Genomic DNA, 23,971 nt, shown 5'->3' with positions numbered 1-23,971 from the left:
CGCAGGCGAGGATCGCCTCGCCTCTCAGTATGACCTCAGGGGCGGCTTTCAGGCCGCCCCTGGTTTAACGACTTGAAGGAGATTCACATGGCACTTTGGGGTGGACGCTTTACCCAGGCAGCAGATCAACGTTTCAAACAGTTCAACGACTCGCTGCGTTTTGATTACCGCCTGGCTGAGCAGGACATCATTGGCTCAGTGGCCTGGTCCAAAGCGCTGGTGACGGTAAATGTTCTGACCGGTGATGAGCAGCAGCAGCTGGAAGCCGCATTGAATGCATTGCTGGAAGAGGTTCGTGCCAATCCTGAGCAAATTCTGCAAAGTGATGCCGAAGATATTCACAGCTGGGTTGAAGGCCAGTTGATCGAGAAAGTCGGCGCGCTGGGCAAAAAACTGCACACCGGCCGTAGCCGTAATGACCAGGTAGCCACCGACCTGAAGCTGTGGTGTAAGGAGCAGGTCGCCGCACTGCTGGGGGCCACACGTGAGCTGCAGCAGGCGCTGGTCGCCACCGCCGAAGTGAACCAGGACGCGGTGATGCCGGGCTATACACATTTGCAGCGGGCGCAGCCGGTGACCTTTGCGCATTGGTGCCTCGCCTATGTTGAAATGCTGGCGCGCGATGAAAGCCGTTTGCTGGATACGTTGAAGCGTCTTGATGTTAGCCCACTGGGTTGTGGCGCGCTGGCAGGAACGGCGTATGACATCGATCGTGAGCAGCTGGCTGGCTGGTTAGGTTTTGCTTCTGCCACACGTAACAGCCTGGACACCGTGTCCGATCGTGACCATGTTCTGGAACTGCTCTCGGATGCGTCAATCGGTATGGTACATCTGTCGCGCTTTGCTGAAGACATGATTTTCTTCAACACAGGCGAAGCCGGCTTTATCGAACTCTCAGATAAAGTCACCTCGGGTTCATCCCTGATGCCACAGAAGAAAAACCCGGATGCGCTAGAGCTGATTCGCGGCAAGTGTGGCCGTGTACAGGGCGCGTTAACCGGAATGATGATGACGCTGAAAGGCCTGCCGCTCGCCTACAACAAAGACATGCAGGAAGACAAAGAAGGGCTGTTCGACGCGCTGGATACCTGGCTGGACTGCCTGCATATGTCGGTCCTTGTCCTGGATGGCCTGCAGGTGAAACGTCCTCGCTGCCAGGAAGCGGCAGAGCAGGGATACGCTAACTCAACCGAGCTGGCTGACTACCTCGTTGCCAAAGGCGTGCCGTTCCGTGAGGCGCACCACATTGTCGGTGAAACGGTCGTTGAAGCGATAAAACAGGGCGTGGCGCTGGAAGCACTGACGCTGGCGCAGTTAAAGCAGTTCAGTAGCGTGATAGAGGACGATGTCTATCCTGTTCTGGCCCTAAAATCCTGTCTGGATAAGCGTAATGCGCAGGGTGGGGTTTCGCCCGGTCAGGTTGCCCGTGCTATCGCGGATGCCAAAACACGCTTAGCGTAAACGGCAGGCAAAAAAAAAGCGGGCATCAGATGCCCGCCAACCTCTAGCTTCAGAAACTACTTTTATTTTAGGCACATCATCAGAGCCGCGGCGCTCCCGGCCGATGCTCAGATTCGTAGCGTGTACCCTCTACGCGTTTTAGGGAAGCCTGACAGCGCTTCTCGTCTTTTTTTTGGCGAAGGGCTCACGACTGTTGAAAACAGGGGAAACACCGTTTTCAACGTTCAGAAAACATTTCCCTGGGTGGCAATGAATCTGAATTGATGTGGGCATTATTCCCATCCGCTCTTGATAGGGCCAATCGTTGGTTGCTATTCTATCTATCGCCACGAGCTATCGTGGAATGGAGGGTAATAATGAATATCCGTGATCTTGAATATCTGGTTTCGCTTGCTGAACATCGTCATTTCCGACGTGCAGCGGATGCCTGCCATGTCAGTCAGCCCACGTTGAGCGGACAGATCCGTAAATTAGAAGACGAATTAGGTGTCATGCTGCTGGAGCGTACCAGCCGCAAAGTGCTGTTTACTCAGGCCGGCCTGTTGCTGGTCGACCAGGCGCGTACCGTTCTGCGTGAAGTCAAAGTGCTGAAAGAGATGGCCAGTCAGCAAGGCGAAGCGATGTCAGGGCCACTGCATATTGGGCTTATCCCCACGACCGGCCCTTATTTGCTGCCGCAGATCATTCCAATGCTGCATCAGACCTTTCCAAAGCTGGAAATGTATCTGCATGAAGCGCAGACGCAGCAACTGCTGGCGCAGCTCGACAGCGGCAAACTGGACTGTGCGATTCTGGCGTTGGTGAAAGAAAGCGAAGCCTTTATCGAGGTTCCGCTGTTTGATGAGCCGATGAAGCTGGCCGTCTATGAAGATCACCCATGGCGCGATCGTGACCGCGTGCCGATGTCCGATCTGGCGGGCGAAAAGCTGCTAATGCTGGAAGACGGTCATTGCCTGCGCGATCAGGCGATGGGCTTTTGCTTTGAAGCAGGTGCAGACGAAGATACGCATTTCCGCGCGACCAGCCTGGAAACCTTGCGCAATATGGTTGCGGCGGGAAGCGGGATCACGTTACTGCCTGCACTGGCCGTACCGGATCAGCGTATTCGTGACGGCGTTTGTTATCTCCCGTGCTACAAACCGGTCCCCCAACGCACTATCGCACTGGTATACCGTCCCGGTTCACCCCTGCGCAGTCGTTATGAACAACTGGCAGAGGCAATCCGAACGCACATGCAAGGCTATTTCGATACGACGTTAAAACAGGCGGTTTAAGCCGTTTAACGCCGCAACACGATAGGCTTCGGCCATGGTGGGATAGTTAAAGGTGGTATTCACAAAGTACTCGATTGTGTTGCCACCATTTTTTTGCTCCATAATCGCCTGACCGATATGGATGATCTCCGCCGCGCGCTCGCCAAAACAATGAATGCCTAAAATTTCTTTGGTTTCGCGGTGGAACAAGATCTTCAGGCTACCCACATTCATTCCAACGATTTGCGCACGCGCCAGATGTTTGAACTGAGCACGGCCCACTTCGTATGGCACTTTCATTGCCGTCAGCTGCTGCTCGGTTTTCCCCACAGAACTGATTTCCGGAATGGTATAGATCCCGGTCGGGATGTCTTCTATCAGATGCGCTGAGGCTTCACCTTTCATAATGGCCTGCGCGGCAATACGGCCCTGATCGTAAGCAGCGGATGCCAGACTTGGATAACCAATCACATCGCCCACCGCATAAATGTGCGGCTGAGCTGTCTGATACATGCTGTTCACTTTCAGCAGGCCACGTCCGTCTGCTTCCAGACCGACATTTTCCAGCGACAGCGAATCAGTGTTACCGGTACGACCATTCGCATACAGCAGGCAATCCGCTTTTACTTTCTTGCCGGATTTAAGGTGCATGATCACGCCGTCATCTACGCCTTCAATTTTCTCGAACTCTTCATTGTGACGAATCACCACGCCGCTGTTCCAGAAGTGATAGGACAGCGAGTCGGACATCTCCTGGTCAAGAAATGCCAGCAGCCGGTCACGGGTGTTAATCAAATCAACTTTGACGTTAAGTCCACGGAAAATAGAAGCATATTCACAGCCAATGACACCGGCGCCGTAAATGATCACGTGGCCAGGTTCATGGTGCAGGTTGAGAATAGAATCGGAGTCGTAAATGCGTGGATGGGTAAAGTCGACATCGTGGGGATGATAAGGGCGTGAACCGCAGGCGATGATAAACTTCTCGGCGGTCAGTTTTTCGCGCGTACCGTCATGATGTTCTACCTCGACCGTGTTGGCATCAACAAAATGGGCATCGCCCTGAAAGAGTTCGCAGCGGTTACGCTCGTAAAAACCCTGACGCATCGCCGTTTGCTGGTTGATCACGCTTTCCGTGTGATTAAGGATATCGGCAAAGGATGAACGAAGCAGTCGGGTGTGGTCGCTGTAAAGGGGATTTTGATTGAATTCGATGATGCGGCTAACAGCGTGACGGAGGGCTTTTGAAGGGATGGTTCCCCAGTGAGTACAGCCGCCGCCGATGTTGTGATAGCGTTCGATAACCGCGATGCGTGCGCCTTGCTTGACCAGTCCCATCGCCGCACCTTCGCCGCCGGGTCCTGAACCAATCACTATAACATCGTAATCGTAAGACTTTTGCATACCGATACGTCCTATTATTTATACATTTTTACAACGAGATTCTAACATCTCACCGCGCACTTCTGAATTCTAACAGCGATTTTCATCACGTTTTGCCTTTCAGTGGTGTTTAACAAGCCGTCACAAAGTTTGCCCGACTGTACGCTGAATATTTTGTTATAGTGCTGTTTCAGAACCTCACAAGGCAGAGAGAATGGGTGTCAGAGCGCAACAAAAAGAACGTACACGGCGTACACTCATCGAAGCTGCATTCAGTCAGCTCAGCGCCGAGCGCAGTTTTGCCAGCCTGAGCCTACGTGAAGTTGCCAGGGAAGCCGGCATTGCGCCCACGTCTTTTTATCGGCATTTCAAAGATGTTGATGAGTTAGGTCTGACGATGGTTGACGAAAGTGGACTGATGTTGCGCCAGCTGATGCGCCAGGCACGCCAGCGTATCGCAAAAGGTGGCAGCATTATTAAAACCTCTATCGCCACATTCATGGAGTTCATCGAGAATAACCCCAATGCGTTTCGCTTGTTATTGCGCGAACGTTCAGGGACTTCTGCGGCCTTTCGCGCTGCTGTTGCACGTGAAATTCAACATTTTATTGCTGAACTGGCTGACTATCTTGAGGTCGAAAATCGCATGCCGCGCAGCTTCACCGAAGCGCAGGCTGAAGCGATGGTGACGATTGTTTTTAGCGCGGGTGCTGAAGCGCTGGACATTGATATCGAGCAGCGACGTAAGCTGGAAGATCGTCTGGTATTACAGTTACGCATGATCGCCAAAGGCGCTTATTACTGGTATCGCCGGGAACAAGAACGCCTGGCGGTAACCCTGGATAAACCTGAAGAGATATGAATAAGGACCCTGCCATGACCCACCCAAGCTCCCGTGATAAAGGCACGATGTTGCTGGCTTTTATTACCGGCCTTGCTATGAACGGCTCGTTCTCCGTGCTGTTTAGTGCTTTTGTTCCTTTTTCTATTTTTCCACTGATTGCGTTGGGGCTCTCGGCCTGGTGCCTGCATCAGCGTTATCTGAACAAAAACATGCCGGATGGCGTTCCCGGCCTTGCTGCCGCCTTTTTCCTGCTGGGCATTTTGGTTTACAGCGCGCTGGTCAGGGCAGAGTACCCGGATATTGGCTCTAATTTCATCCCGACCATTTTGATGGTTGGGCTGGTGTTCTGGATTGCCCTGCGTTACAAGCGCAACCGCAATCGGTAATTAAAAACGGGAACCTTCAGGTTCCCGTTTTTTTACGCTTTACGCGTCAGCAGCACGCCGCATTCCATATGGTGGGTGTACGGGAACTGGTCAAACAGCGCCAGCCGCGTGACGTCGTGCGTTTGCGCCAGTATCCGCAGATTGTCGCACAGGGTTTGCGGATTGCAGGAAATATAGAGAATGGCAGGATAAGCCTGCACCATCTTAACGGTTTCCTCATCCAGCCCGCTGCGCGGCGGATCGACAAAGATCGTCTCGCAGTCATAACTCTTCAGATCGATCCCTTCCAGCCGGTTAAAGCTGCGCACGCCATTCATCGCCTGCGTAAACTCTTCGGCCGCCATGCGAATAATCTGCACGTTATCAACCTGGTTGGCGGCAATATTGTACTGCGCTGACGCTACGGAAGGTTTGGCGATTTCTGTTGCCAGTACCCGGCGGAAATTTCGGGCCAGCGCCAGCGAGAAGTTGCCATTACCACAGTAGAGCTCCAGCAGATCGCCGCGAGAACCCGTGGTGACGTCCAGTGCCCATTCCAGCATTTGAATGTTCATGGCGGCGTTAGGCTGCGTAAAGCTGTTTTCTACCTGACGGTAAATCATCTCTTTACCGGCCACCGGCAAACGCTCATCGACATAATCCCGATCGAGGCAGATTTTGGTCTTGGTCGCGCGGCCAATCAGCTGGACATCAATACCTTCAGCGCGCAATTGATCGCGTAACGTGCTGGCGGCCTGCTGCCATTCCTCATCCAGTTTGCGGTGGTAGAGCAGCGAAATCACGATCTGATGGCTCATCGTGGACAGGTAGTCGATCTGAAACAGCTTGTGGCGCAGCAGACGATTGTCCCGAATGGCCGCCATCATTTTTGGCATGACCTGATTGATTAACTCACTGGCCGCAGGAAACTGATCGACGCGTATGCGCTGTTTCGTCTCCTGATCGAAGATAATATGGTAGAGGTCATCACCCTCGTGCCAGATGCGGAATTCTGCTCGCATGCGATAGTGACTGACGGGTGAACGAAACACCTCCACGGCGGGCGCAGCGAATGGCGTCATCATCGTTTCTAACCGACTGACTTTTTCCGCCAGCTGCGCGTCATACTGTTCAACAGGGAGATGTTCGGGTGTCATGTTTAATCCTGGTTAAGAGCTTACTTGCCGGGCGATTGTAGGCATTCACCTGCCGATGTCCAGTCTTGTACGCTGGCGCAGAAAGACGACGTGCGGAAGTCTGGACTTGCTCATGCGCTCTTCGTAGACTGCTGGCACCGGCCTCAGCCTTGAGTTAATAGGGAATCCAGTGTGAATCTGGAGCTGACGCGCAGCGGTAAGGAATGTCAGGGTGATTGCAATTGCAGACACTGTCCTGCGGGATGGGAAGTCATCACCTGCTATGATTCCCAGCCCGAAGACCTGCCGGTGTGACGTCGCCACTCTTACAGTCATCGCGTGCTATCGATTGTATGCCTGCGGCATCCTTTTTCTTTTGGATGCAATAAAAAATGAGTAAAACAAAAGCCTCGCTGTTTGCCTTCAGCGCAACGGCGATTTCCCTCTGGGCGCAAAATGGCTTTGCGCAGGGTAATGATGATACGCAAATCGTGACCGCCAATCGTTTTCAACAGCCAGTGTCGTCGGTGCTGGCCCCGACGACCGTGGTTACGCGTGAAGAGATTGATCGCTGGCAGTCCAAAAGCCTCATTGATGTCATGCGGCGTTTGCCGGGGGTGGATATTGCTCAAAACGGTGGACTGGGGCAGTTAAGCTCCATGTTTATTCGTGGAACCAATTCCAGCCATGTTCTTGTACTGATCGACGGTATTCGTCTTAACCAGGCTGGGATTTCGGGTTCTTCCGATCTCAGCCAGATCCCGCTGTCGCTGGTGCAACGAATCGAATACATCCGGGGTGCACGTTCGGCGGTTTATGGTTCAGATGCCATCGGCGGCGTCGTGAATATTATTACGGGCCGCGATAAGCCCGGCACCACGCTGACCGCAGGTGTGGGTTCTAACGGCTATCAGGCATACGATGGGTCCACCCAGCAGCGGCTGGGTGAGGCGACCACAGCCACTCTGGCGGGGAATTATACCTATACCAAAGGGTATGATGTGGTGGCTAACCTGCCTGATGCCTTTAGCGCGGCCCAGCCCGATCGTGATGGTTTTATGAGTAAAACCCTCTTTGGCACGGTGGAGCACCAATTTAACGATCAATTTAGTGGTTTTGTCCGTGGCTATGGTTTTGACAACCGCACTGCCTACGATGGACAGCAGGTATCTTTCGATCCCAATGCGTTTGTTGATACTCGCCAACTCTACAGTCAAAGCTGGGATAGCGGCTTGCGCTTCAATCAGGGCATCTATTCAACGCAGTTGGTGGCCAGTTACAGCCATACCAAAGACATTAACTACAGCCCTCAACTGGGGCGATATGACAGTACCGCGACCTTTGATGACATTGAGCAGTATAACGTGCAATGGGGCAACACATTGCAAGCAGAGCACGGCACCTTCAGCGGCGGCGTCGACTGGCAAAAAGAGGCGACTCAGCCTGGTACAAACTTCCTGAGTGAGGGCTACGAACAGCGCAACACCGGCCTTTACGCGACGACCCAACAAAAATTTGGCGATGTGACGTTGGAAGGCGCACTTCGTGGGGATGACAATAGCCAGTTTGGCTGGCATACCACATGGCAGACAGCCGCAGCCTGGGAATTTGTAGAAGGTTATCGTGTCTTTGCCAACTATGGCACGGCATTTAACGCCCCTAATTTTGGACAGCTATACAGTGGCTTTGGCGGTAACCCGGATCTCAACCCAGAGAAAAGCAAACAATGGGAAGGGGGTTTTGAAGGCCTGACAGGCCCGGTTAACTGGCGAGTGTCGGGATACCGCAATGATATTGATGATTTGATCTCCTATACCAATAATCGCTATTACAATGTCAACCAGGCCCGGATAAAAGGCGTTGAAACAACGGCATCTTTTGATACTGGCGTGCTCTCTCATTCATTATCTTTTGACTATCTTGATGCTCGCGATGCGACGACAAATCAATGGCTGGCTCGTCGGGCAAAAGAACAGTTTAAATATCAGCTGGATTTAACGCTGTATGATTTCGACTGGTCAGTGAGTTATCAGTATCTTGGCCAGCGTTACGACACCAATTTCAACACGCTTGAAACGGTAAAGCTGGGCGGTGTCAGCCTGTGGGATCTCGCCGTATCGTATCCGGTCACATCACATCTGACCGTTCGTGGTAGAATCGCCAACCTGTTCGATAAAGATTACGAGACAGCGTATGGCTATCAGACTCCAGGAAGAGAGTATTACCTCAGCGGAAGCTACAGCTTCTGACCTGCGCCCGACTGTGCTGGTGTTTGACTCCGGCGTAGGCGGGCTTTCAGTCTATGATGAGGTTCGGCAACTTCTGCCGGACCTGCACTATCTTTATGCGTTCGACAACGCGGGCTTTCCCTACGGAGAGAAAACCGAGACCTTTATTGTCGAGCGCGTCGTGGCGATTGTTGATGCCATTACCCGCCGTCATCCCATTTCCCTGGTCATCATCGCCTGCAATACAGCCAGCACCGTGACACTGCCCGCCTTACGTGAGCGGTTTGCCTTTCCTGTCGTCGGCGTAGTGCCTGCGATTAAACCTGCTGCGCGTCTAACGCGTAATGGTGTCGTGGGGCTGCTTGCAACGCGCGCGACGGTTCGTCGCTCGTATACGCATGAGCTGGTGTCGCAGTTTGCCAAAACCTGCAAGATTGAAATGTTGGGTTCAGCCGAACTGGTTGAGCTGGCTGAGGCCAAACTGCATGGCGAAGAGGTGTCGATAGATGAAATCAGGCGCATTGTGCAACCCTGGTTACGTATGGCGGAGCCGCCGGACACAGTGGTGTTAGGATGTACGCACTTTCCTTTGCTGCGCGATGAGCTGCAGCAGATCCTGCCGGAAGGGACGCGTTTAATTGATTCTGGGGCAGCCATAGCCAGACGAACGGCCTGGCTACTGGAAAATGAAGCCCCTGAAGTCCGATCGTCACTGCAAAACGTGGCGTTTTGTACCGAGCTGGATGGCGAAGCGGTGCAATTGTCACCGGTTTTGCAGCGTTATGGCTTCCCATTGCTTGAAAAACTGGCGCTTTAGAAGGTTTTCGTTGAAAAAAACAGCACTCGGAAAATTTATTGAAATTAGCCCTTGTCAGCCGAAAAGAACTCCCTATAATGCGCCTCCACTGACACGGCACAACGGAATACGAAGCGCCGGGTTAAGTAAGGTTCAGAACGATTCGAACCGGTCAGTTAAGCAAAAATAAGTGCTTGACTGATAAAGCGGAAAGCGTAATATATGCAGCCCGCGCCACAGAGAAGTGTGGCACTGCTCTTTAACAATTTATCAGACAATCTGTGTGGGCACTCGCAGGATTGATATCAGCGTCTCCGGACGTAAAAAATATCAAAGCCTCACGAGTGAACACATAATGAAATTCATTATGACGTTTTACAGATGAGCACCGCTGAACTTGTTTCAGCAAATCAAACTTAAATTGAAGAGTTTGATCATGGCTCAGATTGAACGCTGGCGGCAGGCCTAACACATGCAAGTCGGACGGTAGCACAGAGGAGCTTGCTCCTCGGGTGACGAGTGGCGGACGGGTGAGTAATGTCTGGGGATCTGCCCGATAGAGGGGGATAACCACTGGAAACGGTGGCTAATACCGCATAACGTCGCAAGACCAAAGAGGGGGACCTTCGGGCCTCTCACTATCGGATGAACCCAGATGGGATTAGCTAGTAGGCGGGGTAACGGCCCACCTAGGCGACGATCCCTAGCTGGTCTGAGAGGATGACCAGCCACACTGGAACTGAGACACGGTCCAGACTCCTACGGGAGGCAGCAGTGGGGAATATTGCACAATGGGCGCAAGCCTGATGCAGCCATGCCGCGTGTATGAAGAAGGCCTTCGGGTTGTAAAGTACTTTCAGCGGGGAGGAAGGCGATGTGGTTAATAACCGCGTCGATTGACGTTACCCGCAGAAGAAGCACCGGCTAACTCCGTGCCAGCAGCCGCGGTAATACGGAGGGTGCAAGCGTTAATCGGAATTACTGGGCGTAAAGCGCACGCAGGCGGTCTGTTAAGTCAGATGTGAAATCCCCGGGCTTAACCTGGGAACTGCATTTGAAACTGGCAGGCTTGAGTCTCGTAGAGGGGGGTAGAATTCCAGGTGTAGCGGTGAAATGCGTAGAGATCTGGAGGAATACCGGTGGCGAAGGCGGCCCCCTGGACGAAGACTGACGCTCAGGTGCGAAAGCGTGGGGAGCAAACAGGATTAGATACCCTGGTAGTCCACGCCGTAAACGATGTCGACTTGGAGGTTGTTCCCTTGAGGAGTGGCTTCCGGAGCTAACGCGTTAAGTCGACCGCCTGGGGAGTACGGCCGCAAGGTTAAAACTCAAATGAATTGACGGGGGCCCGCACAAGCGGTGGAGCATGTGGTTTAATTCGATGCAACGCGAAGAACCTTACCTACTCTTGACATCCAGAGAACTTAGCAGAGATGCTTTGGTGCCTTCGGGAACTCTGAGACAGGTGCTGCATGGCTGTCGTCAGCTCGTGTTGTGAAATGTTGGGTTAAGTCCCGCAACGAGCGCAACCCTTATCCTTTGTTGCCAGCGATTCGGTCGGGAACTCAAAGGAGACTGCCGGTGATAAACCGGAGGAAGGTGGGGATGACGTCAAGTCATCATGGCCCTTACGAGTAGGGCTACACACGTGCTACAATGGCGCATACAAAGAGAAGCGACCTCGCGAGAGCAAGCGGACCTCATAAAGTGCGTCGTAGTCCGGATCGGAGTCTGCAACTCGACTCCGTGAAGTCGGAATCGCTAGTAATCGTGGATCAGAATGCCACGGTGAATACGTTCCCGGGCCTTGTACACACCGCCCGTCACACCATGGGAGTGGGTTGCAAAAGAAGTAGGTAGCTTAACCTTCGGGAGGGCGCTTACCACTTTGTGATTCATGACTGGGGTGAAGTCGTAACAAGGTAACCGTAGGGGAACCTGCGGTTGGATCACCTCCTTACCTGAAGATACCTTCCCGCGAAGTGCTCACACAGATTGTCTGATAGAAAGTCACGAGCAGAAAAAACCTCTACAGGCTTGTAGCTCAGGTGGTTAGAGCGCACCCCTGATAAGGGTGAGGTCGGTGGTTCAAGTCCACTCAGGCCTACCAAATTTCTTCTTATGCTGCGTTATGCGCGCGGTCGTTTACAGACGTAAACGTCCCTTCCGCATGCCTTGCCTGAGACGAAATGGCATCCTTCTTGATGAAGGATGTTTACTCGGTTGAGTGGTAGTAGTGGTCTCTGCAGTAACTGTATGGGGCTATAGCTCAGCTGGGAGAGCGCCTGCCTTGCACGCAGGAGGTCAGCGGTTCGATCCCGCTTAGCTCCACCATACTCACTACTGTTTTTTTCTGAAAATACTTCAGAGCGTACCGGCAACGGTGTGCTGCGAAGTATTCTGCTCTTTAACAATCCGGAACAAGCTGAAAATTTGAAACGACGCATTGTCGTGTTCCTCCGTAATAAGGAACACAGTACAACGCGTTCGAGTCTCTCAAAAGCTTACAGCTTACAAGCTAACTGTGAAGCCGTTACGGTGAAACAGATAAACGCCTGTGGGTTGTGAGGTTAAGCGACTAAGCGTACACGGTGGATGCCCTGGCAGTCAGAGGCGATGAAGGGCGTGCTAATCTGCGATAAGCGCCGGTAAGGTGATATGAACCGCTACAACCGGCGATACCCGAATGGGGAAACCCAGTGTGACTCGTCACACTATCATGCAGTGAATACATAGCTGTATGAGGCGAACCGGGGGAACTGAAACATCTAAGTACCCCGAGGAAAAGAAATCAACCGAGATTCCCCCAGTAGCGGCGAGCGAACGGGGAGGAGCCCAGAACCATCATCAGCTTGTGCATCAGTGGAAGCGTCTGGAAAGTCGCAGGGTACAGGGTGATACTCCCGTACACAAAGGTGCACAGGCTGTGAGTTCGATGAGTAAGGCGGGACACGTGGTATCCTGTCTGAATATGGGGGGACCATCCTCCAAGGCTAAATACTCCTGACTGACCGATAGTGAACCAGTACCGTGAGGGAAAGGCGAAAAGAACCCCGGCGAGGGGAGTGAAACAGAACCTGAAACCGTGTACGTACAAGCAGTGGGAGCCTTCTTTATGGGGGTGACTGCGTACCTTTTGTATAATGGGTCAGCGACTTATATTCTGTAGCAAGGTTAACCGCATAGGGGAGCCGCAGGGAAACCGAGTCTTAACTGGGCGTTAAGTTGCAGGGTATAGACCCGAAACCCGGTGATCTAGCCATGGGCAGGTTGAAGGTTGGGTAACACTAACTGGAGGACCGAACCGACTAATGTTGAAAAATTAGCGGATGACCTGTGGCTGGGGGTGAAAGGCCAATCAAACCGGGAGATAGCTGGTTCTCCCCGAAAGCTATTTAGGTAGCGCCTCGTGAATTCATCTCCGGGGGTAGAGCACTGTTTCGGCTAGGGGGCCATCCCGGCTTACCAACCCGATGCAAACTGCGAATACCGGAGAATGTTATCACGGGAGACACACGGCGGGTGCTAACGTCCGTCGTGAAGAGGGAAACAACCCAGACCGCCAGCTAAGGTCCCAAAGTCATGGTTAAGTGGGAAACGATGTGGGAAGGCCCAGACAGCCAGGATGTTGGCTTAGAAGCAGCCATCATTTAAAGAAAGCGTAATAGCTCACTGGTCGAGTCGGCCTGCGCGGAAGATGTAACGGGGCTAAACCATGCACCGAAGCTGCGGCAGCGACGCTTATGCGTTGTTGGGTAGGGGAGCGTTCTGTAAGCCGTCGAAGGTGTGCTGTGAGGCATGCTGGAGGTATCAGAAGTGCGAATGCTGACATAAGTAACGATAAACAAGGTGAAAAACCTTGTCGCCGGAAGACCAAGGGTTCCTGTTCAACGTTAATCGGAGCAGGGTGAGTCGACCCCTAAGGCGAGGCCGAAAGGCGTAGTCGATGGGAAACAGGTTAATATTCCTGTACTTGGTGTTACTGCGAAGGGGGGACGGAGAAGGCTATATCGGCCGGGCGACGGTTGTCCCGGTTTAAGCGTGTAGGTGTGTGTTCCAGGCAAATCCGGTTCACTTTACACTGAGGCGTGACGACGAGGCACTACGGTGCTGAAGTGATAAATGCCCTGCTTCCAGGAAAAGCCTCTAAGCATCAGGTAACACAAAATCGTACCCCAAACCGACACAGGTGGTCAGGTAGAGAATACCAAGGCGCTTGAGAGAACTCGGGTGAAGGAACTAGGCAAAATGGTGCCGTAACTTCGGGAGAAGGCACGCTGGCGCGTAGGTGAAGGGACTTGCTCCCGGAGCTGAAGCCAGTCGAAGATACCAGCTGGCTGCAACTGTTTATTAAAAACACAGCACTGTGCAAACACGAAAGTGGACGTATACGGTGTGACGCCTGCCCGGTGCCGGAAGGTTAATTGATGGGGTTATCCGCAAGGAGAAGCTCTTGATCGAAGCCCCGGTAAACGGCGGCCGTAACTATAACGGTCCTAAGGTAGCGAAATTCCTTGTCGGGTAAGTTCCGACCTGCACGAATGGCGTAATGATGGCCAGGCTGTCTCCACCCGAGACTCAGTGAAATTGAAATCGCTGTGAAGATGCAGTGTACCCGCGGCAAGACGGAAAGACCCCGTGAACCTTTACTACAGCTTGACACTGAACACTGAGCCTTGATGTGTAGGATAGGTGGGAGGCTTTGAAGCGTGGACGCCAGTCTGCGTGGAGCCGACCTTGAAATACCACCCTTTAATGTTTGGTGTTCTAACGTAGGCCCGTAATCCGGGCTGCGGACAGTGTCTGGTGGGTAGTTTGACTGGGGCGGTCTCCTCCCAAAGCGTAACGGAGGAGCACGAAGGTTGGCTAATCCTGGTCGGACATCAGGAGGTTAGTGCAATGGCATAAGCCAGCTTGACTGCGAGAGTGACGGCTCGAGCAGGTGCGAAAGCAGGTCATAGTGATCCGGTGGTTCTGAATGGAAGGGCCATCGCTCAACGGATAAAAGGTACTCCGGGGATAACAGGCTGATACCGCCCAAGAGTTCATATCGACGGCGGTGTTTGGCACCTCGATGTCGGCTCATCACATCCTGGGGCTGAAGTAGGTCCCAAGGGTACGGCTGTTCGCCGTTTAAAGTGGTACGCGAGCTGGGTTTAGAACGTCGTGAGACAGTTCGGTCCCTATCTGCCGTGGGCGCTGGAGAATTGAGGGGGGTTGCTCCTAGTACGAGAGGACCGGAGTGAACGCACCGCTGGTGTCCGGGTTGTCACGCCAGTGGCACTGCCCGGTAGCTAAGTGCGGAAAAGATAAGTGCTGAAAGCATCTAAGCACGAAACTTGCCCCGAGATGAGTTCTCCCTGAGCCTTTAAGGCTCCTGAAGGGACGTTGAAGACGACGACGTTGATAGGCCGGGTGTGTAAGCGCAGCGATGCGTTGAGCTTACCGGTACTAATGACCCGTGAGGCTTAACCTTACAACGCCAGAGGCGTTTTGGTAGAGAGACGACTTGAATTTTCAGCATTGTTTACCGGATAAAGAATTTAGTTCTGTTCTGCGGACGCGAGTCCGAAGGATTTTGCGCTGAGTGCAAGGCGGCAACCGAGACGGGGTGAAGGAGCATACTGAGGTATGTGACTGAGCGGCGCGAGGGAAGCCAGCGCGGCAGCAGCGTGAAAGACGCAGGACGGAGCACAAAGAATTTGCCTGGCGGCTGTAGCGCGGTGGTCCCACCTGACCCCATGCCGAACTCAGAAGTGAAACGCCGTAGCGCCGATGGTAGTGTGGGGTCTCCCCATGCGAGAGTAGGGAACTGCCAGGCATCAAATTGAAGGACCTGCACGTAACCTCGGGCAGTTCACTACTCAGTAGAGTAGGACAAAAGCGAACGCTTTTGAACGCTGCGAAGCAGCAGCCCGAAGGGTGAATCACAGCGTGATTCATAAACTGCCAGGCATCAAATTAAGACCAGTACGCTGGTCATGACCTTACCGGTGACGCGGAAGGGCGATATACCTGATATCAGAACGTTTTTCTGACGTCAGTACAGAATCGGTGGAGCGGTAGTTCAGTTGGTTAGAATACCTGCCTGTCACGCAGGGGGTCGCGGGTTCGAGCCCCGTCCGTTCCGCCACCCTTTTTAGGGGCGTAGTTCAATTGGTAGAGCACCGGTCTCCAAAACCGGGTGTTGGGGGTTCGAGTCCCTCCGCCCCTGCCAGAAAGAGAAAAATCCTTTGCTTCGGCGAAGGATTTTTTTTGCCTGCAGAAAAGTGAAAAAGAAAACCAGCCAGCAGATACTGGCCCAATCCTCTTTGACTTCCTCCTGTTTTTAATTAGGTACCACAGGAAACTTTAACAGCTGACGGATGTACGTTTGCTGATCGCTGTTTTGTAACCACACCGCATAAAGAGGGCGAACGGCTACAGAAGTATCAGGCATTACCATCAGATCGCTGTAAAGGCTTTGCCAGAAATCAGGTAGAAACGCACATGCACCTGTCGTGTGAAGCAACTCACGCGTCACCTGGGCGGATGTGGTTGTTAACACGGGCACATCGTCACCGCCAGAGAGATAGCTTTGATGCTGATGAAAGTCGGCTCCCCATTCCAGTTTTATATAATCATATTTTTCACGCTTGTCTGTCTGTCGTGAGCGAAACAGCGCCAGTGAAATATGACCGATCTGCTGACTGGTTAACTCATCCATCTTCGGCGCTTCAGTGGTGATTAATAAATCCAGCTGACGTTCGTGAAGCTGCTTAACCAGTAAATGGCGTTGTGCCACACGCGCTTCCAGATGGAGGCTTTCACGGTTCTCATAGAGCGTCTGAAGCCAGGGTGTTAAATACGCCTCCCATAACGAGGCACTGGCACCAATGGAGAGCTCATGGTGCTGCTGCGTATGCGACACTTCTTTCTTGGCCATCAGCCACGTATTCATCAGGCTTTCCGCATAGGGCAGCAGCCGCTCACCTGCGGAGGTCAGACGGATATTGTTACGATGTCGGGTAAAAAGATTAACACCAAGCTGATTTTCTAACTGGCGGATGCGAAAACTGACAGCAGACTGCGTTAAGTAAAGTGCTTCTGCAGCGCGCCCGAAATGGCGAGTTCTGCTCACTTCCAGGAAAGTTTTCAGTAATTCCGTATCCACAGCGTTCTCCCAAAATTTGTTTGTCGTATAGATTTAAATGTTTTGTTTTACACTCTGTCAAGCCTATCTAATACTCCGCGCCATAAATAGCACGGCCATAAGAGAAACAGGAGCGTGTAACATGGCGGAAAGCTTCTCAACGGAAAATCGTTTCTTTGACAACAAACATTACCCACGCGGTTTTTCGCGACATGGTGACTTTACGATTAAAGAAGCACAGCTACTTGAACGTCACGGCGTAGCGTTTAATGAGCTGGACCTCGCCAAGCGTGAGCCAGCGACAGAAGAAGAGCGTCTGTTCATTGAGGTTTGTCGTGGCGTGCGTGAGCCACAAACGGAAGCAGAACGTGTATGGTCCAAATACATGACACGTATTAAGCGTCCTAAGCGTTTTCACACGCTGTCAGGCGGTAAACCACAGATGGATACCGTTGAAGACTACACCGAAAGCGACGATTAACGAGAAGGGGCGAAAGCCCCTTTTTACTGCAAGTTACTGCAAGCTTTTGTGCAAATAGATCATCAGTCGGTCAATGCTTCGATAGCTTACGGCCTCCTGAAGATGATGACGTCCAATCACCTCTTCCCCCGCTAAATCGGCCACCGTGCGCGCCACTTTCAGGATACGTTGCCACGCCCTCACCGATAAGCCCAGCTGATTTAAAACAGACTCAAGCCACCGTGCATCCGACGGCGAAATCTGACACCACTGTAGTACATCTGAATTAGCCAACTGCGCATTAATCTTCCCTGAGCGCGCCATCTGTATCTGACGCGCGGCAAAAACGCGCTCACGCACTTCTGCAGAACTTTCCCCTGCCTGCCGTTGCTGACTCAGCATTCCCGCAGGAAGCAGCGGAACTTCCAGTGACAGATCAAAGCGATCCAGGAAAGGACCAGAAAGTTTACTGAGATAGCGTAAAACCTGCTGTGGCGACGTACGGTTATGTTGTCCCTGATAGTGTCCGGTTGGGCTGGGATTCATTGCTGCGATTAACTGAAAGCGTGCGGGATAAACGACGTTGGCCCTGGCCCGCGAAATGGCCACTTCGCCGGACTCAATGGGTTCACGTAACGCGTCCAGCACGCTGCGCTGAAACTCAGGCAGTTCGTCCAGAAACAGCACGCCGTTATGTGCCAGCGAGATTTCTCCGGGTCGTGGTAACGCACCGCCCCCGATAAGGGCATACAGCGAAGCGCTGTGATGAGGGGCTCTAAAAGGCCGCTTACGCCATCGCAGATGTAATGGAGATGTCTGGCTCAGGCTGGCGATGGCGGCGCACTCCAGGGCTTCCTGATCGCTTAACGGCGGCATGATACCGGGTAAGCGTGTGGCGAGCATGGTCTTACCGGTTCCCGGCGGACCGATCAGCAACAGATTATGTCCACCTGCAGCGGTAATCTCCAGGGCACGCCGTCCCTGCTCCTGACCCACAATATCGCGAAGATCTTCGGTAATGCCGTCATCATCTTTAACATGAGCGGTTGCGGTCGCTAACTCACACTTACCGTGCAAAAAGGCACAAATCTCGATCAAATGTGCGGCGACTAAAGTCGCGCCCTGACGTATCAATCCCACATCAGGCTGGTTTTCAGCAGAGAGCACCAGCTGCCGGCCGGCTCCTGTCGCAGCCAGTGCCGCCGGAATGGCGCCTTTAACGCCACACAGGCCACCGTTAAGCGCCAGCTCACCCAGAAACTCGTAGTGGTTGAGCCTGTCCGCAGGAAGCTGCTCAGAGGCCACCAGAATGGCGATAGCCATAGGCAAATCATAGCGGCCGCCTTCTTTGGGTAAATCTGCCGGGCCTAAGTTGATGGTGATACGTCGGGCAGGGAAGTCAAAACCGCTGTTGATAATGGCACTGCGTACGCGTTCACGCGCCTCTTTCACGGTCGTTTCAGGCAACCCTACCAACGTGAGGGCGGGCAATCCGTTACTGATATGTACTTCAATCGTCACCAGCGGCGCTTCAACACCGATGGCTGCCCGTGTCAGCACCTTTGACAATGACATAGCGGCCCCCAAATGCGGCCATTCTGTACCCGGAATTCAGGTGTAGCGAAGCCCAGAACAAGGAAATGTATGTCGCCCAGCAAACTTTTTATCTGCCATACATCGGGTTTCACATTTTGCAGAAGCAGACTGTGAAATCGTCAAAATGCAATGAGCGGCCTTTTTTTGTCCGGAACCCCGGATGATAAAATAATCTTTTAATAACAATTCGATAATGAATACGGTAAACCTGCGTGATTAAAAAACCTGATAAAAAATATTGTAATTAGAGAGGTAACTATGATAACTCTGTAGGCATTACTTCGAACGAGTTAAAGAATCGAATACGTTATGAAAGCCCTTCTACTAGTGATTAGCCTTGTCGTGATTAGCGTGGTGGTGATTATTAACCCACTGTGCGGGGCAACGCTTGGAGCAAGAAAGGCTTAAAAATCAAGCCAGAACTCTAAAAAACCCCCCGCACCGAAAGGTCCGGGGGTTTTTTTTTGACCTGGCAAAAACTTAGTAAATCTGCAAGGAACAAACAATGAACAGTAGCATAAAATTCTGTTGTTCCCCTCGGAATACAGGAGAATAGCGATGACAGGTGCACAATGGGTAGTTCAGGCTTTACGCGCACAGGGCGTTGATATCGTATTTGGCTATCCTGGTGGCGCGATCATGCCAGTATACGATGCGCTATACGACGGCGGCGTAGAACACCTGTTGTGCCGTCATGAGCAGGGCGCGGTAATGGCCGCAATCGGCTATGCCCGTTCAACCGGCAAAACCGGCGTTTGCATCGCAACCTCCGGCCCCGGCGCGACGAATCTGATCACCGGTCTTGCCGACGCCATGATGGACTCTGTTCCGGTCGTCGCCTTAACCGGGCAGGTCGCCTCTGCGTTCATCGGCACGGATGCATTCCAGGAAATCGATGTTCTTGGCCTGTCATTAGCCTGCACGAAACACAGCTTTATGGTTGAGTCTCTGGACGAGTTGCCTTCCGTCATGGCCGAAGCCTTCGCTATTGCCCAGTCAGGCCGCCCCGGTCCTGTATTAGTGGATATCCCGAAAGATATCCAGATGGCAAAAGGCGAGCCTTCGCCGCAGTTGATGCCGGTCGAAGAAGTGATGTCGATGCCGCACCAGGCCATTGTTGAAGCGCGCGCCATGATGGCTCAGGCTAAAAAGCCGATATTCTATGTGGGCGGCGGTGTAGGGATGGCGCAGGCCGTGCCGGCGCTGCGCGCGCTGATGCAGGAGACCGGCATCCCTGCTGTCGCTACGCTGAAAGGCCTGGGAAGTGTTGACGCCCACAGCGAAGGCTATCTGGGCATGCTGGGCATGCACGGTACTAAGGCCGCAAACCTTGCCGTGCAGTCCTGTGACCTGTTGATTGCCGTTGGCGCGCGTTTTGACGACCGCGTCACCGGTAAACTGGATACGTTTGCCCCGCTGGCCAGCGTGATTCATCTGGATGTTGATCCCGCAGAACTGAACAAGTTGCGCCGTGCGCATGTTTCACTGCAGGGCGATCTTAACCATGTCCTGCCAGCCTTGAGCCAGCCTTTACAGATTCAGACATGGCGTGACGAAGTCGCCGCCCTGAAAGCCCAGCATGCATGGCGCTACGATCATCCCGGCGAAGCGATCTATGCGCCGTTATTATTGAAACAACTGTCCGACCGCAAGCCTGCTAACACCGTGATCACGACCGACGTCGGCCAGCACCAGATGTGGGCGGCCCAGCATATCTCCTGTGACGCGCCTGAAGATTTCATCACCTCCAGCGGATTAGGCACCATGGGCTTTGGGCTGCCCGCGGCGATCGGTGCGCAGGTTGCGCGTCCCAACGATACGGTTATCTGCGTCTCGGGCGATGGCTCGATCATGATGAACATTCAGGAGCTGGGCACCATCAAGCGTGGCAAGCTGCCTGTAAAAATTCTGCTGCTGGACAACCAGCGTTTAGGCATGGTGCGCCAGTGGCAGCAACTGTTTTTTGATGGTCGCTACAGTGAAACCATCCTGACTGATAATCCCGACTTCCTTACGCTGGCCAGCGCGTTTGATATCCCAGGCCAGCGAATCACCCGTAAAGATCAGGTCGACGCCGCACTCGATGCTCTGCTGAGCAGTGAAGGACCTTACTTCCTGCATGTTTCAATCGATGAGCATGAAAACGTCTGGCCATTGGTACCGCCTGGTGCCAGCAACGCCAACATGATGGAGAAAACCGTATGAACCAGCATCAATTGTCTATCGAAGCGCGCTTTCGACCTGAAATATTGGAACGTATTTTACGTGTGGTACGCCATCGTGGTTTTCAGGTGTGTTCCATGAACATGGCCACCGTGGCTAACACTGAAAACATTAATATCGAAATGACCGTTGCCAGCCAGCGCTCTGTCGATTTACTGTCTTCCCAGCTAAGAAAACTGATGGATGTCGCCTGCGTCCAGACTCAACAACAGACATCACAACAAATACGCGCGTAGTCGCTATAGGAAATAATAATGAGCACGAAGAAAGCAGACTTTATTTGGTTCAACGGCGAAATGGTTAAGTGGGAAGAGGCAAAAGTCAGCGTGATGTCTCACGCTTTGCACTACGGCACATCGGTATTTGAAGGCGTTCGCTGCTATGACTCCCATAAAGGGCCGGTTGTATTCCGTCACCGTGAGCACATGCAGCGCCTGCACGATTCCGCCAAAATCTACCGTTTCCCAATCAAACACAGCGTTGATGAACTGATGGAAGCCTGCCGTGAAGTCATTCGCGTCAACAACCTGAAAAGCGCCTATATCCGCCCGCTGGCTTTCGTCGGTGATGTGGGACTGGGCGTGAACCCGCCGGATGGCTTTACGACCGACGTGATCATTGCGGCCTTCCCGTGGGGCGCTTATCTGGGTGCTGAAGCGCTGGAAAACGGTATTGATGCGATGGTTTCTTCATGGAACCGTGTTGCGCCCAATACGCTGCCAACCGCGGCGAAAGCAGGCGGCAACTACCTTTCCTCACTGTTAGTGGGCAGCGAAGCGCGCCGCCATGGTTATCAGGAAGGCATTGCACTGGACACCAATGGCCTGATCTCAGAAGGCGCAGGCGAAAACCTGTTTGAAGTGAAAGACGGTGTGCTGTTTACCCCGCCGTTTACCTCATCTGCACTGCCGGGCATCACCCGCGATGCCATTATTACGCTGGCGCGTGATATGGGCATCGAAGTACGTGAACAGACGCTGTCCCGTGAGTCGCTCTATCTGGCTGATGAAGTCTTTATGTCTGGCACCGCAGCTGAAATTACCCCAGTGCGTAGCGTTGACCGCATTCAGGTTGGCGCAGGCAAATGCGGCCCCGTCACCAAACGCGTTCAGCAGGCCTTCTTCGGCCTGTTCACCGGCGAGACTGAAGACAAATGGGGCTGGCTGGACCCGGTTAACGCATAACCAGACCTGCGCGGATGTCGCTGGATGTCCGCGAACTTATTTTCACTGGAGTAAAGAGCATGCCTAAGTACCGTTCCGCTACCACCACCCACGGCCGCAACATGGCCGGTGCCCGTGCCCTCTGGCGCGCAACAGGAATGACCGACGATGATTTCGGCAAACCGATTATCGCCGTCGTGAACTCCTTCACCCAGTTTGTGCCGGGCCACGTTCACCTGCGTGATCTGGGTAAGCTGGTTGCCGAGCAAATCGAAGCGGCTGGTGGCGTGGCCAAAGAGTTCAACACGATAGCGGTGGATGACGGTATTGCCATGGGCCATGGCGGCATGCTGTATTCTCTGCCTTCCCGGGAACTGATTGCTGACTCCGTCGAGTACATGGTGAATGCGCACTGTGCCGATGCCATGGTCTGCATCTCTAACTGCGACAAAATCACCCCCGGCATGTTGATGGCGTCACTGCGCCTTAACATTCCGGTTATCTTTGTGTCCGGCGGCCCGATGGAAGCCGGTAAAACCAAGCTCTCCGATCAGATCATCAAGCTGGATCTGGTGGATGCCATGATCCAGGGCGCTAACCCGAACGTCAGCGATGCCGACAGCGAGCAGATTGAACGCTCCGCCTGTCCGACCTGCGGCTCCTGTTCAGGCATGTTCACTGCAAACTCCATGAACTGCCTGACCGAAGCGCTGGGCCTGTCGCAACCGGGTAACGGTTCCCTGCTTGCCACTCACGCCGACCGTAAAGAACTGTTTATCAACGCCGGTAAGCGCATCGTGAGCCTGACCAAACGCTATTACGAGCAGGACGATGCCAACATGCTGCCGCGTAACATTGCCACTAAGGCAGCGTTTGAAAATGCCATGACGCTGGATATCGCCATGGGCGGCTCCACCAACACCGTGCTGCACTTGCTGGCTGCCGCGCAGGAAGGCGAGATCGACTTCAATATTTCTGATATCGATCGCCTGTCGCGCAAAGTGCCTCAGCTGTGCAAAGTCGCACCCAGTACCCCGAAATATCACATGGAAGATGTGCACCGCGCCGGTGGCGTGATCGGTATTCTCGGCGAGTTGGATCGTGCCGGACTGATTGACACCAGCGCACGCAACATCCTGCAGCAAAGCATGCGTGAAACGATCGATCAGTACGACATCATGCTGACCCAGGACCAGGCCGTGAAGGACATGTTCCGCGCGGGCCCGGCCGGTATCCGCACCACCCAGGCGTTCTCACAGAATTGCCGTTGGGATACGCTGGATGATGACCGTACTGAAGGCTGTATCCGTACGCGCGAAAACGCCTATTCTCAGGATGGCGGTCTGGCCGTGCTGTACGGCAACATCGCCGAAGATGGCTGTATCGTGAAAACGGCGGGCGTCGATAAAGAGATTCTGACCTTCAGCGGCCCGGCCAAAGTGTATGAAAGCCAGGATGACGCAGTAGAAGCCATCCTCGGTGGCAAAGTGGTGGCAGGTGACGTGGTTGTGATTCGCTACGAAGGGCCAAAAGGCGGACCGGGCATGCAGGAAATGCTGTATCCCACCACCTACCTGAAATCGATGGGGCTGGGTAAGAGCTGTGCCCTGATCACCGACGGTCGCTTCTCTGGCGGTACCTCTGGCCTCTCCATTGGTCATGCCTCACCCGAGGCAGCTAATGGCGGCACCATCGCGCTGGTTAAAGATGGCGATACCATTGAAATTGATATTCCTAACCGCGGCATCAAGCTGGCCGTGCCGGATAATGAACTGCACGCGCGCCGTGAAGAGCAGGAAGCACGTGGCGATGCCGCTTACACGCCGATGAACCGTCAGCGCGAAGTGTCGTTTGCCCTGCGCGCCTATGCATCGCTTGCCACCAGTGCCGACAAAGGTGCCGTGCGCGATAAGAGTAAGCTGGGAGGCTAA

The 23,971-nt window shown here is 53.4% G+C and carries 16 protein-coding genes, 4 tRNA genes, 3 rRNA genes and 1 riboswitch; of the genes, 19 read left to right on the top strand and 4 right to left on the bottom strand.

What is annotated here, in order from left to right:
- Positions 1-87 precede the first annotated feature (87 nt).
- Together argH and oxyR are read left to right on the top strand one after the other, a co-directional pair.
- Positions 88-1,461 carry an argininosuccinate lyase gene (gene argH / locus NYE92_RS14060; protein WP_259019090.1) on the top strand — a complete coding sequence of 458 codons (1,374 nt, stop codon included), beginning with the start codon at positions 88-90 and terminating at the stop codon, positions 1,459-1,461.
- Between the two features lie 356 nt (positions 1,462-1,817).
- Entirely contained in the window at positions 1,818-2,735 is a 918-nt protein-coding gene (gene oxyR, locus NYE92_RS14055) for a DNA-binding transcriptional regulator OxyR (protein WP_015699323.1), read from the top strand.
- Here the strand turns inward: oxyR and sthA are convergent.
- A complete protein-coding gene (gene sthA / locus NYE92_RS14050) occupies positions 2,718-4,118 on the bottom strand; it encodes a Si-specific NAD(P)(+) transhydrogenase (protein ID WP_013027675.1) in 1,401 nt (466 codons plus the stop codon). The two genes, oxyR and sthA, sit on opposite strands and share 18 nt — an antisense overlap.
- Before the next feature lie 193 nt (positions 4,119-4,311).
- Here sthA and fabR point away from each other — a divergent pair, with 193 nt between their 5' ends.
- A complete protein-coding gene (gene fabR, locus NYE92_RS14045; RefSeq protein WP_013027674.1) occupies positions 4,312-4,959 on the top strand; it encodes an HTH-type transcriptional repressor FabR in 648 nt (215 codons plus the stop codon).
- A gap of 14 nt (positions 4,960-4,973) precedes the next feature.
- Positions 4,974-5,327: a YijD family membrane protein gene (locus tag NYE92_RS14040; protein ID WP_014604773.1), complete on the top strand. Its 354-nt coding sequence runs from the start codon at positions 4,974-4,976 to the stop codon at positions 5,325-5,327.
- Positions 5,328-5,359: 32 nt separating this feature from the next.
- On the opposite strand, the gene trmA is transcribed toward NYE92_RS14040, so the two are convergent.
- A complete protein-coding gene (gene trmA / locus NYE92_RS14035; RefSeq protein WP_013027672.1) occupies positions 5,360-6,463 on the bottom strand; it encodes a tRNA (uridine(54)-C5)-methyltransferase TrmA in 1,104 nt (367 codons plus the stop codon).
- Positions 6,464-6,584: 121 nt separating this feature from the next.
- A riboswitch (cobalamin riboswitch) is annotated at positions 6,585-6,768 on the top strand.
- Positions 6,769-6,834: 66 nt separating this feature from the next.
- On the opposite strand from trmA, the gene btuB reads away from it, so the two are divergent.
- From btuB to NYE92_RS13990, 9 genes are all read left to right on the top strand, one after another.
- Positions 6,835-8,691: a TonB-dependent vitamin B12 receptor BtuB gene (btuB, locus tag NYE92_RS14030; RefSeq protein WP_013027671.1), complete on the top strand. Its 1,857-nt coding sequence runs from the start codon at positions 6,835-6,837 to the stop codon at positions 8,689-8,691.
- A complete protein-coding gene (gene murI, locus NYE92_RS14025; RefSeq protein ID WP_013027670.1) occupies positions 8,636-9,487 on the top strand; it encodes a glutamate racemase in 852 nt (283 codons plus the stop codon). Before btuB ends, murI begins: the two co-directional genes overlap by 56 nt.
- A 397-nt stretch (positions 9,488-9,884) precedes the next feature.
- Positions 9,885-11,426 (top strand): 16S ribosomal RNA (locus NYE92_RS14020).
- Positions 11,427-11,499: 73 nt separating this feature from the next.
- Positions 11,500-11,576 (top strand) — tRNA-Ile (locus NYE92_RS14015).
- A 148-nt stretch (positions 11,577-11,724) separates the two neighbouring features.
- A tRNA-Ala gene (locus NYE92_RS14010) sits at positions 11,725-11,800 on the top strand.
- 234 nt (positions 11,801-12,034) lie between these two features.
- A 23S ribosomal RNA gene (locus NYE92_RS14005) occupies positions 12,035-14,942 on the top strand.
- A gap of 229 nt (positions 14,943-15,171) precedes the next feature.
- Positions 15,172-15,287, top strand: a 5S ribosomal RNA gene (gene rrf, locus NYE92_RS14000).
- Together the 16S, 23S and 5S rRNA genes with 4 tRNA genes alongside form the textbook arrangement of a ribosomal RNA operon.
- A gap of 235 nt (positions 15,288-15,522) precedes the next feature.
- Positions 15,523-15,599 (top strand) — tRNA-Asp (locus NYE92_RS13995).
- Positions 15,600-15,607: 8 nt separating this feature from the next.
- Positions 15,608-15,683 (top strand) — tRNA-Trp (locus NYE92_RS13990).
- 111 nt (positions 15,684-15,794) lie between these two features.
- Here NYE92_RS13990 and hdfR read toward each other — a convergent pair.
- Entirely contained in the window at positions 15,795-16,619 is an 825-nt protein-coding gene (gene hdfR / locus NYE92_RS13985) for an HTH-type transcriptional regulator HdfR (protein WP_013027669.1), read from the bottom strand.
- 121 nt (positions 16,620-16,740) lie between these two features.
- On the opposite strand from hdfR, the gene NYE92_RS13980 reads away from it, so the two are divergent.
- Positions 16,741-17,079 (top strand): DUF413 domain-containing protein, encoded by a 339-nt coding sequence (locus NYE92_RS13980; protein ID WP_006121163.1) that lies wholly within the window; start codon positions 16,741-16,743, stop codon positions 17,077-17,079.
- Positions 17,080-17,112: 33 nt separating this feature from the next.
- Here NYE92_RS13980 and NYE92_RS13975 read toward each other — a convergent pair whose 3' ends face one another.
- Positions 17,113-18,633: a YifB family Mg chelatase-like AAA ATPase gene (locus NYE92_RS13975; protein WP_015699327.1), complete on the bottom strand. Its 1,521-nt coding sequence runs from the start codon at positions 18,631-18,633 to the stop codon at positions 17,113-17,115.
- Positions 18,634-18,963: 330 nt separating this feature from the next.
- Here NYE92_RS13975 and ilvL point away from each other — a divergent pair, with 330 nt between their 5' ends.
- From ilvL to ilvD, 5 genes are all read left to right on the top strand, one after another.
- Positions 18,964-19,062 (top strand): ilv operon leader peptide, encoded by a 99-nt coding sequence (ilvL, locus tag NYE92_RS13970; RefSeq protein WP_071785161.1) that lies wholly within the window; start codon positions 18,964-18,966, stop codon positions 19,060-19,062.
- A 150-nt stretch (positions 19,063-19,212) separates the two neighbouring features.
- Positions 19,213-20,859 carry an acetolactate synthase 2 catalytic subunit gene (gene ilvG, locus NYE92_RS13965; RefSeq protein ID WP_014594867.1) on the top strand — a complete coding sequence of 549 codons (1,647 nt, stop codon included), beginning with the start codon at positions 19,213-19,215 and terminating at the stop codon, positions 20,857-20,859.
- Complete coding sequence (gene ilvM, locus NYE92_RS13960; protein WP_013027665.1) at positions 20,856-21,113, top strand: acetolactate synthase 2 small subunit; 258 nt, start codon at positions 20,856-20,858, stop codon at positions 21,111-21,113. Before ilvG ends, ilvM begins: the two co-directional genes overlap by 4 nt.
- Before the next feature lie 18 nt (positions 21,114-21,131).
- Positions 21,132-22,061: a branched-chain amino acid transaminase gene (locus tag NYE92_RS13955; protein ID WP_014604777.1), complete on the top strand. Its 930-nt coding sequence runs from the start codon at positions 21,132-21,134 to the stop codon at positions 22,059-22,061.
- A gap of 59 nt (positions 22,062-22,120) precedes the next feature.
- A complete protein-coding gene (ilvD, locus tag NYE92_RS13950) occupies positions 22,121-23,971 on the top strand; it encodes a dihydroxy-acid dehydratase (RefSeq protein ID WP_014604778.1) in 1,851 nt (616 codons plus the stop codon).

Source organism: Pantoea sp. B566 (genome assembly GCF_024793925.1).
Lineage (GTDB): Bacteria > Pseudomonadota > Gammaproteobacteria > Enterobacterales > Enterobacteriaceae > Pantoea > Pantoea ananatis.
This window is presented reverse-complemented; position numbering and strand designations above follow the sequence as displayed.